The 15073-nt window shown below is 41.1% G+C and carries 8 protein-coding genes and 1 pseudogene; 3 read left to right on the forward strand and 6 right to left on the reverse strand.

Translation table 11 applies throughout. From position 1 onward, the window contains the following. Nucleotides 1-50: 50 nt before the first annotated feature. Nucleotides 51-6911, forward strand: a complete 6861-nt coding sequence (locus F6K15_RS12045) for a DNA/RNA non-specific endonuclease (protein WP_293061059.1) — start codon at nucleotides 51-53, stop codon at nucleotides 6909-6911. Nucleotides 6912-7111: 200 nt separating this feature from the next. Here the strand turns inward: F6K15_RS12045 and F6K15_RS12050 are convergent, their stop codons facing one another. From F6K15_RS12050 to F6K15_RS12060, 3 genes and pseudogenes are all read right to left on the reverse strand, one after another. Then, nucleotides 7112-7882 (reverse strand): pentapeptide repeat-containing protein, encoded by a 771-nt coding sequence (locus tag F6K15_RS12050; RefSeq protein WP_293061060.1) that lies wholly within the window; start codon nucleotides 7880-7882, stop codon nucleotides 7112-7114. A gap of 201 nt (nucleotides 7883-8083) precedes the next feature. After that, nucleotides 8084-8728 (reverse strand): pentapeptide repeat-containing protein, encoded by a 645-nt coding sequence (locus F6K15_RS12055; RefSeq protein ID WP_293061062.1) that lies wholly within the window; start codon nucleotides 8726-8728, stop codon nucleotides 8084-8086. 43 nt (nucleotides 8729-8771) lie between these two features. Next, a pseudogene (locus F6K15_RS12060) lies at nucleotides 8772-9834 on the reverse strand (IS630 family transposase). 85 nt (nucleotides 9835-9919) lie between these two features. Between F6K15_RS12060 and F6K15_RS12065 the strand changes: the two are divergent. Continuing rightward, nucleotides 9920-12328, forward strand: coding sequence for a DNA/RNA non-specific endonuclease (locus F6K15_RS12065; RefSeq protein WP_293061064.1), 2409 nt, complete (start codon nucleotides 9920-9922; stop codon nucleotides 12326-12328). A 93-nt stretch (nucleotides 12329-12421) separates the two neighbouring features. Here the strand turns inward: F6K15_RS12065 and F6K15_RS12070 are convergent, their stop codons facing one another. Further along, on the reverse strand, nucleotides 12422-13054 hold the full coding sequence (locus tag F6K15_RS12070) for a pentapeptide repeat-containing protein (RefSeq protein ID WP_293061066.1): 633 nt from the start codon (nucleotides 13052-13054) through the stop codon (nucleotides 12422-12424). A gap of 23 nt (nucleotides 13055-13077) precedes the next feature. Here F6K15_RS12070 and F6K15_RS12075 point away from each other — a divergent pair, with 23 nt between their 5' ends. Continuing rightward, entirely contained in the window at nucleotides 13078-13689 is a 612-nt protein-coding gene (locus tag F6K15_RS12075; RefSeq protein ID WP_293061068.1) for a DNA/RNA non-specific endonuclease, read from the forward strand. An 88-nt stretch (nucleotides 13690-13777) separates the two neighbouring features. On the opposite strand, the gene F6K15_RS12080 is transcribed toward F6K15_RS12075, so the two are convergent. Together F6K15_RS12080 and F6K15_RS12085 are read right to left on the reverse strand one after the other, a co-directional pair. Next, entirely contained in the window at nucleotides 13778-14389 is a 612-nt protein-coding gene (locus tag F6K15_RS12080) for a pentapeptide repeat-containing protein (protein ID WP_293061070.1), read from the reverse strand. 36 nt (nucleotides 14390-14425) lie between these two features. Continuing rightward, nucleotides 14426-15058: a pentapeptide repeat-containing protein gene (locus F6K15_RS12085; RefSeq protein WP_293061072.1), complete on the reverse strand. Its 633-nt coding sequence runs from the start codon at nucleotides 15056-15058 to the stop codon at nucleotides 14426-14428. Nucleotides 15059-15073: the final 15 nt, after the last annotated feature.

Consider the following 15073-nt stretch of genomic DNA (forward strand, 5'->3'; position numbering starts at 1 on the left):
CAGATCCGACAATAATTGGAACTATTAATACCGAGAGTGAAATTGTTAGTTTGACAGCAGGTTTTAATGAAACTCCTGTAGAAGATTTTGTAGATGTAACCGCTGCATTATCAGACGATGGAACTTTTGAATTAGACCAAGAATTATTAGCAGATGTATTAGGAGATACCCTGACTAATGGTACTTACTTTTTAAATATTCAAGGTACTGGCCTTAACAGTTTTACTTCTGATATTGTAGAAATAGAATTTACTTTAGATACCCTTTCTCCAGAAATATCTGTAGAATTAGCCAATGATACAGGAGATTCACTAGACGATCAAATAACATCCGATACAACAATAATTGGTACAATTTCAGATGCTAGTCAAATTGTTAGTTTAACTGGCAACTTAAACAATAGTTCCACTGAAGAATTTATCGATTTAACAGCTGAATTAGAAATAGATGGAACTTTAGAATTCACCCCCGAATTATTAGAAAATATTTTAGGGGATGTATTTGTAGATGGAACTTATACTTTGTATCTACAAGCAACAGACGAACATAATTTCGCTTCAGATATTATTGAGTTAGAATTTACTTTCTCCGAAATAGACTTGCCAGGACCAGAAATATTATCCTTAGCAACAATCTATGGATTAGATACCTATCCCGATGCCATTACCTTACCTAATACTGGTACGCGACAGTTATCCGTGACAGTGGATGGATTAGTAGACTCTCCTGAATTGACAATTGATATTGGAGATATTAGTTATACTGTTGCGGATGAGAATATATTAGAAATTAGCGATGAAGGTTTAGTAACTGCTACGGGGGTAGGACAGACAACTGTTACGGTAGAGTATGGGGAAGCATCAGCAACCATTCCAGTATTAGTAGATGAACCAGAACCAGGAGCAACAACAGTTGACGAAAACGGCGGTATTGTCTCCGGTAGTGATGGAGCATTAGTCATGTTAGCTCCAGGAGCATTAACACAAGAAACTCAAATCAACCTGACACCACTACAACAACAAGACTTATCCCTACCAGTGCCAGAAGGATTTGAATTTGCCACCGCTTTCAATTTAGAAATAGAAGACAATAAACTAGACATCCCAGCACAACTAGCAATACCAGCACCAGAAAGTATAGAAACAGGAACAGAAGTATTCTTCTTACGCAAAGGCGCACTGCCAGATGAAACAGGTACTTGGAATGATATTTGGTTGCAAGAAGAGTCGGGAGTAGTGGATGCCGATGGATTTATTCGCACCACATCACCCCCCTATCCAGGAATAGTCAGACCAGGAGAATATATGGTCATCTTCTCCGGTCAACCAGGTAGTGCCACCTTAGTCAAAGGTCAGCTCACTCAAACAACTAATATACCTCTAGCATTTTTCGGAATTATCGACCCCAGAGGAGATATCGGTCAATTAATCGACCCAGACTCCTTTGTCACTGGTTTTACCGTTACCTATGACATTTCTTCAGTAGATGTCATAGCTATCCCACAAGTAGGGTTGCCAGTAGTGACAGAAGTAGGAGTGCAACGAGCAGAAGACGGTTTAGCCACCTTTGAAGCCTACCTAAACCTTGAAGCACCAGAATCAGACCCCACTCAAGCACCCGTATTGCAGGGCGCAGAATTGAAATTTAATGATGATAACGGCCAACCTTTTCCAGATAACGAACCAGTTTTATTCTTAAGTGCAGATAACGCACTCATAGATAATAACGAGCTACCAACATCAACAGGCAGTCAGTTAACAGATTTGCAGGTGAAGTTTTATGTGGGAGACCAAGTATATTCAGCAGAAGTGTTACCATCTTTAAGTCAAGAGGTTGATGATAACCGGGTAGAAGTAGCAGTAAAAGTTCCCGTAACAGTACCATTAGGTAGTTCTCGCATTGCTCTAAGTAGGGAACAAGATATCTTAGTAGAGCAAAATGGAACTGAACCCGTTTACGAACCCATTGAATTTGAAAGCAATCAATTACGATTAGAAAATGATGCCGAATATGTATTCACAGCTTTAGCAGGAGCAGATAGTGTATCAGTAGTAGATGCTAGCAACCCTGAAGCTGTAGTCAACAATACCAGCAGCGAAGACTTAGCCTTGGGTCGAATTCCTGTAGGAGGCGATGGTACAGACCGCCCAGAGTCCTTAGCCATAACTAGCGATAATAGTCGAGTTTATGTACCATTGAAATTTAGTGGTGGGGTCGCTATGGTAGACCCAATGGTGTTATCACAGGTGGATAATTTCCCAGATACCCCCGATGTTACCGACCCCATTCCTTTGCCAGAAGGGGCACGACCAGTAGATATTGCTCTGGGGTTGAGGGATGAATATGCTTATATTGCCGATGAAAATCAACCACAAGTTTATGTGTTAGATATCGACCCGTTTTCCAGTACATATCATCAGGTGGTGCAGACAATAGAGTTGGACAGTTCCAGAGGGTTGAACAGATTAGCTATTAGTAGCGATGGTCGGCGGTTGTTTGTGACTGGTCAGGATAGTTATATTTATGCAGTGAATGTGGATGCAACAGATCAAGTAGAGTCAGAGGAGGATAATTCTCAGAAATGGCACGAGCAAATAGGTAAAATCAGAACAGAGCAAGGTGCAAAGGGAATTTCAGCTACAGCTGAAGCACAGATGATGAGTTTTACCAGCGGACACCGAAATTTTGATGGCAGAGGTTTTGGAGTATTGGAAGTGACTAATGATGACCCATTAAGTTGGTCAGCAGAAATTCGCTATGTTCCTTTAGGTTTGGGTTCTTTTTCTGACTATTTTGATGTGAATGAGGGTTCTGGTGTAACCCTGACCAAGGATGGGTCTTATGCTTTTGTAGCAGGTCGTAATTTCCGTGGTCTTTTTGATGATGAAGTGCTAAATGGTGGTAATGTGGGGATTATTCAAGACCCCTTGGGGGATAATCCTCAGTTAGTGGCAGCAACTCGACCACTGCCAGACCGTTTGACTTATGATTTGGTGTTGAGTAATGATGATCAGTATTTGTATGTTTCTAATCCTCATTTGAGTGCTAGTGGTGATGTGTTGATTTTTGATGTGGAGGAGATGATTGAGACTTTGTCTTCCCCTGGGGATTATCAGATAGATATTTTAGACCGGGGTGTGGGTTCTCCGTTTTTTGATGAGAGTACGGCGCGGACGGTGACGGCGGCTGATTTTGAGTCGGTGCCGATTGATGATATTAATCCGGATATTAGTATAGCTGCTGATTTTGAGATTCTGCAAGAGGACAGGCCGCGTAATCAGTTTACCTTTGGGGTGCCCGATGATACGACGCGGGGTCCGGTAGCTATTGGTGGGAATCCACGGGGGATTGCGATTACTGGTGGTGATTGGTTGGATTTGGAAGATGTGGATTTAGTCTTAGATGATGGCGCTCCAGATTTGACTCCGACGTTGGAGTGGGATTTTGATGGTGTTGCTTCTGAGAATATCGAAGAAGTTAATTTGTTTGTGAGCGTGTTTGATGAGGGTAATGGTTTGTTGCCTTGGGATGAAGTAGTCGATTTGTCAGGTCCTGGGGGAAATGCTTTTCTTGCTAGTCAAGGGTTGACAAAACAAGAGCAGCTAGAGTTGTTGAGCGAACCTTGGAATGTATCTTTCTATGGGCAAGAGGATGATTTTAATCCTAACCGGATTCTGACAGCAACTTGGCAAAGAGACCCTGATGATGGTATCGGCAAGTGGACTTCTGATGGTGGTCAAACCTGGATTGAAGGTGTCAATACTAGCTTCACTCTTCCTGAAAATAGAACCTTAACAGCAGGTCAGACTTACCATTGGGCAGTAGAAACATTTTCCGACAACGAACTACACCCAGAAATAGAGTTTGGTGAGTTTACCACAGAGATTCCATCTGCATTAAATGGCGACGATACTTTCCGCAGCGTCAGCTTATTGACTCACGGTTTCCAGTTCCCAGGAACAGCTTCAGGAGTTCCAGAACGCTACTACGACCTAGCTGACAGAATTGCTAATCTGGATTCCGATAGTGATGGGTTGATTTTAAGGTATGAACCTGCCACTGGTTACTGGGTTCCTGTGAACGAACAGGGACAAGTGTTGTTGTCACCCTCTGGCGATAACTATTTAGCCGAGCTGCGAGAATTTATCGCACCGGAAAATCCTGCCCCAGGCCAAATTAATTATCTAGAATCTCAAACTCCAGTGGTACTGCTGGCAGATTGGTCCCATGATTCGAGCATTCCTGATTCTGGTTTTTCTGAAGCTGCTGCGGATTCTTTATTTGCTTCCCTGGTACAGTTAGACCAGTTGTTGATGGATGAAAATAGCGATGCCACACAAGGACCTGTTCTGAATTCTCCCCTACACTTGATTGGTTTCAGTCGCGGTACAGTTGTTAATAGTGAAATCGTTCAACGTTTGGGTACTCATTTCCCAGAGGCGGGAGGTAAACCGGGAACGGGGCAACGAGACCTACAGATGACAACCTTAGACCCCCATGATTTTGACCAACCAGGGTTGTCGTTGTTGGGGATAAATAGTTTTACTGATTTCCGGGAGCCAAAAGTTCAGGTTTGGGATAATGTGACTTTTGCCGATAATTATTATCAAACTGTTCCTAATTTACTAGGTAATTCCTTTACTCCAGCAGGTCGGGATATTCCTAATCTGCCTGCAACAGAGTCTGGTAAAACGGCGACTGGGTTGGAGTTCCCACGACAGGGGTGGCGGTCGGAATCTCCCAATCCCAATGCTCCGTTATTAGGGGAACCTGATTTGTCAGTTTTCTTGGGTACTAACAAGAATGAACCTGACTACAACCGCAGTCGAGCAGGTTTTACCAGGGAAACCGATCCGTTCTATGGTTTTGGGGGAACTCATACGCGAGTACCTAGTTGGTATGCGGGAACTGTAGATTTGGAGTCTGTTAATTTTCCCAATTCTGAGCAGTCTGACGAACATGGGATTTATCGTCAACGGAGTGATGGGCGTTATGAGCAGTTTTTCGATAGCTCGTTTTCCTATGGAGAGGGGGTGACAAATCAACCACGAGTAAGTCCGTGGTACAGACCAGACCACACGCAAGCGGGTTTTAATGATAGTGCTGAGGATGCACCGAGTGAAGGTATAGGTACGGGTTGGTTTTATTCAGTGCTGGGAGGGGGTAAAGATTTGCGCCCTCAAACTGGTATAGATAAAGTGCCTGTTGATTTTGATAATACTTATGACGCGCAGATGCGGGGTGATTTTGCGGTGCCGACTTTGTTTAATGGTAATTTTGATGCGGTTTATAATCCTAAAGGTACGTTTCGTCAGACTATTTCTCAGGAGATTCCGGGATGGTCTTTTCATGGTGGTGGGACTTCAGGTAATGTGTCTTCTAATAGTTTAGTGGATTGGAAAAATATTAGCTCTCTTGAGAATTACCGAACACAGGTAGGATACGACTCTAACCAACCAGATTATGCTCTCAAGCTAACTTCAGGCCAAGCGATCGCTCATAATCGCTTTGTTGTACCTGAGTGGGGAACGCTGCGATTTAACCTTCATACTCCCAACTTGCGCGATGCTGCCAACTCAGATATGTTAAGAGTCTCTATATCTGAAGGAGGAGATAATTGGCAACCTCTGGGAGAAATTGATTTGAAATTAGCTCCTAATTCGAGTGAAAGTACCGTTGGTTACTATGATTATGTAAACGGACAATACATCGATCCATACACCTGGAGTATTGCTTATGGAGTAGAGGGTTTTGAAACTTTCCACCTTTCTGTACCTGAAGAGTTTCGAGGAAAGTCAGCAATGGTAAGATTTGAATTGAGTGATGGGAGTCCTGATATTTATCTGGATGATGTTTTCTTTAAGAGCGAACATCTCAAGCTAGGAAATCCTAGTTTTGCCAGACCTTTAGAAAATACTCACCGCGAGAATTATTTGGTTGAAAAACCACAGTATTCCTTGTCTTACAACGATGCGATTAAAGGTCCTAATTGGGTGAGTTGGGAGTTAAACAAGTCTTGGTTGGGAAATGTTCAACCAATAGATATTACTAACGAGGGTCCTGGAAAATATCCTGTTGAATTTCCTTCACCAGTGCTAAGTACTCCTGAAGGTCTAGAATTAACATCTCCTGATAGTAGTTATAAGGCTAACTACCTGATTGATTATCCCTGGGTAGCGGATGCTTCTCTTCCTAGTGATTGGATAAAAACCCAAGGACCTGATTACCGTTTAAATAACAGAGGTTTTGAGCGAGGTCACATGACTGCTGCTGCCGACCGTAGTCGAAATATTAAAGATTATTCTGCTACATATCTAACAACCAACCTTCTTCCACAACATGAAGACATTAACAGCAAGACAGGAAGAATTTGGACAAGACTTGAAAATCATTCTCGCACACTTGTGAGGGATCAAAATCGCGAACTTTATATTACTGCCGGTGGTTTTGACTATAGCCAGAACCGACCTCAAGGACACTCAGATTTAAGAACAATTCACAACAGGATTTCCACCAATCAGGATGGTGAAGTTGTCCTTGGCAATAATCAAAATACTTTAACTGCTAATCCCAAAAATATTGGTATCCCTAACTATACTTGGAAAATAGTCGTTTCTTTAGAACCTGGTCAAGAAGTCGCTGATATCACTACCGATACAGAACTTATCGCTGTTATGGTTCCCAACAGAGCTAGTCGAGTCACTCCCGATGCTGATTACAGGCTGCCATCAACTCAATCGTATCAAAACGGTTTCCTTCCCCAGGGTATTACTGAATGGAATAATTGGGAACAGTGGAGAGTGAGCGTTGATTATCTCGAAGAACTGACTGGTTATGACTTTTTATCAAACGTTCCCAAACCGATTCAAGATGAGTTGGAAAGGAAACATGGCAATCCTTTCCTTACCTAGCTTGAAACTATATATTATGTTCTTTCTATTAAGAACTTTTTTCCTCAATAGTAAAGAACAAACAGAAGTCATTAACTTGATATAGTATGTTAAGGAGAGTCATATAAATTAACCACAGTGCAAGGAAGTTCTATGTAACTTCCTTGCAAGTTCAAAAAAGCAGTGCCGAGTGGAGTTTGAGAATACATGGTATTAAACAATTATTCTTCACCCAAAAAATAGGCTCGATTTAATTCGTATTCTTTGTTGCTCATAATTTGTCCGTCTGGCATTATGGTATCTCCTAGAAAAGGTTGGAAAATCTCGCATCTTCCAGTGGCTCCTCTTAAATTAGCTTTAATTAGATTAGCTTCAGCAACTATGGCATCTTGGAGATTAGCTCCTTCCAGATTAGCCTCTTTCAATGTACATTCAATCAATTTAGCACGCCTCAAATTAGCTTGAGATAAATTAGCTCTTTCTAAACCTGCTCTGAGAGAAGCCCATTGCAAATTAGCCTTACGCAGGCAAGCTGAACTTAAGTTAGCACTATCAAAACTAACATCATATAGATTAGCTTCTTCTAGACAAGCATTCTCGAAATTGGTTAGCCCGCAACGAGCAAATTTAAGGTTGGCATATTTGAAGTTGGCTCGTTCCAGATCGGCTTCGTATAATTCGGCACTTTGCAGGCAAGCATTCTCAAAATTAGCTAGCCCACAACGAGTACGCCGAATATCGGCATCTTCCAGGTTAGCTCCGATGAGGTTGGCCTCACGGAGATCGCAACTCAACAATTTGGCTCTCTCTAAATTGGCATTATTCAAAGATGCCCCTTTCAAGTTAGACCTACTGAGGTCGATCTCAGTCAAGTCACAGTCACTTAGATCGGCACCACTGAGGTCTAGCTGTATAAATTTTCTGGCTCCCATAGCATAACGATTGAGTAATTTTTTGACATCATAAGGTCTGAGTAATTTTTCAGCATCCATAGATTGTTTCCAAATAGAGCTTCTACATTATCAACTAGGTGTAAAAAAAGAGAGATTGATATTTTAGACCGAGGTGTGGGTCTTCCGTTTTTAAATGAGAATAGGGCACGGACGGTGACTGAGGCTGAATTTTATTGACAATATGATTATAGGCTGAATTTTATTTAGAAAAAATTTGCCAACTTTAGATAGCCACTTGCCTTACCAGTCATGGTCGCAGTTAATTATGGTGCCATCGTCTAAAACAATGTTAGTCATTTTAGTGCCAGTCCAATCAACCGTTCTGAAGTTTTTAGCCCCCAATACTAATGTCTTGGCAAGTTGAGTTTGGATGATTGAAGCACAATACAATTGAGTATTGCTCAGATCAGTGTTCCAGAACTTAGCAACATCCAAGCACGCATAGCTCAAGTTCACATAGCTCAAGTTCACATTAGTTAGGTTGCAATGGCTCAAATCAGAGCGACTCAGGTTGGCATTACTAAAATTGGCTCCACTCAAGTTAGCTCCAGCTAAGATCGCACCAGTCAAGTCAGAACCACTCAAATTAATTTCACTCAGGTCAACATCAAAAACAAAAATGTCTTCCATAGGATTAGAACCACTGATATTAGCTCCCTTGAGATTGATACCTGTAAAATTTCTCTCTCCTGCTGAATACCTTTGCAGTAATTCATTAGCATCCATAATTTTTCTCCTAGAAGGCTTTCTACCAAAAACCATAACATAATACGACTCTAAAATGCTGTATCTATCCGAAGGGCGTTCTGCTTGCAACTCCAGCCCGGAAAAATCTCTTTCACCCGCTGCATATCGCTCCAGTAGTTTTTCAGTTGTTATCTGCATTATGCGTGTCATAGTTATATCAAATCCGGTAGCATCGGTGTAATTAAATTAGAACTTTAGGCCACCAATGATACTGGGTTATAGCCTTGATGAGAAACTGCTGTTTTAAAAGAACTTGACAACGCTTAAACAAAACTTCTTCTAGCTCCTCAAGGCTAGCAAATGAATGATTTGCTATCGGTTCATTAATTAGAGGCCATAAACGTTCTGCAGGTTGTAATTCTGGTGAGTAAGCTGGCAAATACTCTAAGTGCAAGCCCAAAGGAATCTTTAACTCAGAACTTGTATGCCATCCAGCTCTGTCAATGGTTAAGATAATGTGTTTGTCTTCTCCTAACTGAAATTCTTGTGCAAAGTCTTCTAAAACTCGGTTAAAAAGCTCTACATTCACTTTTGGTAAAATCCAGTAGTAAGTTTCACCATTATTTGGATTCACAAAGCCGTATAACCATAGCCATTGGTATTTCCAGTTAACATTGGCGATCGGTTGAAAACCTAACTGAGCCCAGACTCTTCTACATATAGGTTTTAACCCTAAGCGATGTTCATCCATGGCCCAGACTTCAACTGTGGCCTCTGGGTGTTTTTGACCTACTTCTTGGACTTTCTGGTTGAGTTTTTTTTTTCCACTGTTCTTGCTCTGTGATGTCCCCTTTGTCATGTGCTGGACGTGGTATTTTTAAACGCATTTCAAAGCTACGTAGATATTCCCACCCTCTTTGAGGATGAATAGGACGCTCTAAATGATCGCTCATCCACTCAGCTACCTTTGGTCCATTCCATAAACCTCCATCTATGGGTGGCTCTTGTAGTGCTTGCCATAGCAAAGCTTGGTCTATTTCTGAGAGTAGGGTCTCTGGCCCCTGATGTTGATGACGCCGATCTTTTAATCCATCAACACCTAATTGGTTATAGCGCCCTACAATTCTGTAAATTGAACCACGCCGATATCCAGTAACCTCAGCCACTGCTTCTACTTTGTGGCCTTTAGCTACCAACCAGAGGATTTGCCATCTAGTTCGTTCTATTGGGTCTTGACTTTGTCGGTAGAGTTTTTCCAACTCTTCGATACTTTTGTGTGGTTGTAGCTTTAACAATCTCGGCATGGCGATCGCCCAACTCTTACTATTTATCCCTGAATTTACCAGGTTGAATTTTATTATACCGATGCTACCGGATTTGATATGACAAATGACTACCATTGACCCCCATGATTTTGAGCAACCCGGTTTTTCATTCCCTGGATGGATTCCTGTTGTTGGTGGAGAAGGGTTTGCTGATTTCAACGATCCAGAAGTACAGGTTTGGGAGAATGTGACTTTTGCCGATAACTATTATCAGACTGTACCGAAGTTAGACCCTAACTTGTTAGAATTGACGGGAACGCCAGCAGGTCGGTTGATTGAGAATGCGGATTTGAATGTCTTTTTGGGCACGAATTCTGATGAAAATAATTATGAGAATAGTCGAGCTGGTTTTACCAGGGAAACTGACGGGATACCTCTGCTGGCAGGTCGCGGTGCAACTCACGGACGAGTGGTTTCTTGGTATGACGGTACTACTAATTTGTCGGTCCTGAAATCACCAGATGAATTGTATCGTCGTTTGGGAGATGGGTATCACGACCATTTATATGACCCAGATTTTTCGGGCGTGCCCAACCCTTGGTACACTCCTGACCATCAGAATGCGACTTTTGAGTTAGGGGATGAGAATGCACCGTGGGAAGGTATTGGTACGGGTTGGTTTTATTCTGTGCTTGGTGGAGGTAAGGATTTGCGACCGGAGTTGAAGCTTGATGAGCGGGTGCCTGTGAGTTTTGATAATACTAGCGATCGCGATAGTCAAGGTGATTTTCCTGTACCGACTGTGTTTAATGGTAATTTTGAGATTGTGACTAATCCCGATTCTGTTTTAGCTCAGACTTTAAATACAACTGATGCAATTCCTGGATGGTCGTTTCATCAAAACGTAGAGTCGGAGTCTAACACCCCTTCTAATCAAGAAGTAAGGGGAGGAAATTTGGTGAATGTACATGAAATTCCTAGCCTAGAACGTCATTTAGAACTATTGGGTAAGGAAAAACCCTCATCCGAAGACTCTCAAAGCTATGCGTCAGAATTGGAGCCTGGTGAGTCTATGACCCATAATCGGGTCAGAGTACCTGATTGGGGTTCATTGCGGTTTGACCTTCATGTTCCGAGAGGGTTTTATACAGCACAGGAAGTGAGGCAAGCAAAAGAAAACAACGAAGAACTGCCACAAAAGCAGCTTAAAGTTACTATAGAGTCTGCAGAAGAAACTATTACAGAGACTTTCCTGCTGCAACAGGTAGATTTAGGGATCAAGGGTCAGAGTCTTCAGGATGAGGATGGAAATTATCGAAGGGATATTTTCGGAAATCCTGATGATCGCTCCCATGATGCTCGTTATAAGCTCGACTATGCTACTGTAGGATTTGAAACGTTCCAAGTAGATATTCCCCAGAATTCAGGTCTACATGGTAAGGTTGCCAACATAACCTTTGAGTTGGTCGATGAGAGTGAGAGTCAAAAGGCAAAAGTTTATGTAGATGATGTTTCATTCCAGAGTTCCCATCTGAGATTTGGCAAGCCAATTCCTAAAGAAGGTAATTCTAATGCTTCCCAGGTAAAGGAAGCGTTTTATAGTGATGTCAATTTGAACAATAATCCATATCAGGAAGCTTTGCTGTTAGAAAGACCTCAGTATGTATTGTCGTATAATGGTAAGAAGAATACAGCTAATTGGGCTAGTTGGGTTGTTAATCAGTCTTGGCTTCATGACGATTCTGTCAAATCAGATCCCTTAAGGCTTTTTAAAGTAGATTCTCGCGATTCGAGGGAAGATCGAACTTTGCCTAAAGATTTTTATCAGGTGTTAGAGGATGATTATATAAGATTTGAGGGCGATAAATATGATCGAAAAAAGAAAACCGGGCGAATCATTAAAGAAGATGTTAATGGAAAAGCAAGCAATTCTACTTATATTAGGGGTCATCTAGTTCCTCAAGAAGACCGAAACAGGAATCCTGGCAATTACGATCCTAGCCATAAGAAGCCGAGATCAAAGGATGGTTTCCTTGCTGTTAATTTGCTATCAAATATTGTTCCACAAGAAACAACCCATAATGGTAGTGTTCTTTGGCAACAGATTGAAAATTACACTCGTAAGTTTGTCAAACAGGGAAATGAAGTTTATGTCATTAGTGGTACTTATGGAAGTAAACGTGAATTAACACGAGACGAATCATTAAATGGGGAAGGCGTAGATAAGCGATATAACTTTAAGCCAGGGGAATTCAAACCAATTACTATTCCTCAGTATTTATGGAGAGTAATGCTAGTTGTGGATACTCCAGGAGCAGATGCAGATGAAAATACTTATGCAGTTGGTTTTTGGACAGAAAACAGAAAGCATAAAAAAGGTCAATCAGGAGATGATTGGCAAAATCAGCCAATCTTAACTACAGTAAGAGAGATCGAGAATAGTACTGGCTACGACTTCTTCGCCAATCTTCCTGACGAAATTGAAGATAAAATTGAAACGCAACCACCTACGATAGTAAAATTCCCTAAATAATCATCCCTTTCTCAACAGAAGTTTCTCTAAAAATCAGAAACTTCTGTTGAAAAAATTTTCAGGTGCAAAATTAATTGTTGGCAACAATTTTAACTACAGCACTTCTCCACCAGGCATAGTAGTATTACCAACAATAGCATTTTCAACGTCTATAGAAGAACATATATCTCTTTCTAAATCGTAGTTTGCACCTTGAAAATTAGCATTTTTTAGGTTTGCTCCTTCAAAATCGGCGTTTTCCAAATCGGTATCTGTCAAATCAGCACCAATTAATATTGCATCAACTAGATAAGCAGTGTACAGACAAGCTTCATTAAGGTTAGCACCACTTAGATTTGCTCGTTCTAAATCTGAATTGCTTAAGCTGGCTCCTCTAAGATTTGTGTTGCTTAAGTTGGCTTCAATCAATGTAGCCTCGCTAAAGCTTGTTCTTTCTGCGTTCGCGTTACTGATATTAGCCCCACTCAAATCGCAACTGCTAAAATTTGCCATATAGAGATTTGCCCCCTTCAAGCAAGCTCCTACCAAGTTTGAGTTGGAGAAGATGGCATAAGTCAGGTTCACACCCATCAGGTTAGCACCAGCAAAATTAGAAAAACGCAGTTCGATACGATTTGGTAAATCTCGGCTCAGTTCAGTATTACTGAGATCGACACCACTGAGATCGACTTTCTGAAAATCTCTTTCTCCTTCGGCCAACCTTCTGAGAAATTCTTGTACATCCATAGATTGTCTCCTAATATAGCTTTATGTTATCAACTATTCTAGTCAAAAATTTTACCAAAACTTTTCCGAATAGGAATCCTGGAAATTATGATTCTAGTAAGAGGAATCCGGTAGTAAAGGCAAAGGATAGTACCCTTGCTGCTAATTTGCTATCAAATATTGTCCCACAAGAAACAACCCATAATGGTACTGCTCTTTGGCAACAGATTGAAAATTACACTCGTGAGTTTGTCGAAAAGGGAAATGAAGTTTATGTCATTAGTGGTACTTACGGAAGTAAAGGTGAATTGACGCGAGACGATTCATTAAATTGGGATGGCGTGCCAAAACGATATAACTTTAAGCCAGAGGAAGTCAAACCAATCACTATTCCTAAGCATTTATGGAGAGTAATGCTAGTTGTGGATGCTCCAGGAGCAGATGCACATGAAAATACTTATGCAGTCGGTTTTTGGACGGAAAACAGAAAGCATGAAGGAGGTCAACCAGGAGACAATTGGCAAGAGCAGCCAATTTTAACTAATGTAAGAGACATCGAGAACAAAACTGGTTACGACTTCTTCGCCAATCTTCCTAAAGAAATTCAAGATAAAATTGAAACGCAACCACCTACAATAGTAGAATTCCCTAAATAATCATCCCTTTTTTGACAGAAGTTTCTCTAAAAATCAGAAACTTCTGTTGAGAAAATCTTCATCAGCAAAATTTTTACAAAAACTTTTACTACCAAACGTCTCCACCAGGCAAAGTAGTATTATCAACAATAACAGTTTTAACATCTATCATATCGTAGTTTCCACCTTTAAAATTAGCATTTTTTAGGTTTGCTCCTTCAAAATCCGCATTTAGCAAATCGGTCTCTGTCAAATCAGTACCAATTAGTATTGCATTAACCAGGTAAGCTCTAAACAGAATAGCCTCATGGAGGTTAGCACCACTGAGATTGGCTCTTTCCAGGTTAGCCCGAGAAAGACTTGCACCTTCTAAATTAGCACCACTGAGATTGGCATTTATCAACGTGGCTCCACTAAAGCTTGCTCTTTCTGCGTTCGCGTTACTGAGATTTGCCCCACTCAAATCGCAATTACTAAAACTTGCCATATAGAGATTTGCCCCCTTCAAACAAGCTCCTATCAAGTTAGAACTGCGCAAGTTGGCATAAGTAAGGTTCACACCCATCAGGTTAGCACCAGCAAATTTGGAAAAACGCAGATCGAGACGCTTTACAGAAGAACCACTGAGGTTGACACCACTAAGATCGACACAACTAAGATCGACTTTCTGAAAATTTCTCTCTCCTTCGGCCAACTTTCTGAGAAATTCTTGTGCATCCATAGATTGTCTCCTAATATAGCTTTATGTTATCAACTATTATAAAACTTCTCCACCAGGCATAGTAGTATTACCAACAATAGCATTTTCAACGTCTATAGAAGAACATATATCTCTTTCTAAATCGTAGTTTGCACCTTGAAAATTAGCATTTTTTAGGTTTGCTCCTTCAAAATCGGCATTTTCCAGATCGGTACCTGTCAAATCAGCGCCAATTAATATTGCATTAACCAGGTAAGCCCTATACAGACGAGCTTCATGGAGGTTAGCACCACTGAGATTCGCTCTATCCAGGTTTGCTCCATTAAGACTTGCACCTTCTAAATTAGCATTACTAAGATTGGCATTAGTTAATGTGGCACGACTAAAGCTTGTTCCTACTGCATTAGCATTACTGAGATTTGCCTCACTCATTTCTGAGTCCGCAAAACGTGCTTTATAGAGATTTGCCCCCTTCAAGCAAGCTCCTATCAAGTTAGAACTGCGTAAGTTGGCATAAGAAAGGTTCACACCCATCAGGTTAGCACCAGCCAATTTGGAAAAACGCAGTTCGATACGATTTGGTAAATCTCGGCTTAGTTCAGTATTACTGAGATCGACACCACTGAGATCGACTTTCTGAAAATCTCTTTCTCCTTCGGCCAACCTTCTGAGAAATTCTTGTACATCCATAAATTGTCTCCTAAT

The organism is Okeania sp. SIO2B3, from assembly GCF_010672525.1.
Classification (GTDB): domain Bacteria; phylum Cyanobacteriota; class Cyanobacteriia; order Cyanobacteriales; family Microcoleaceae; genus Okeania.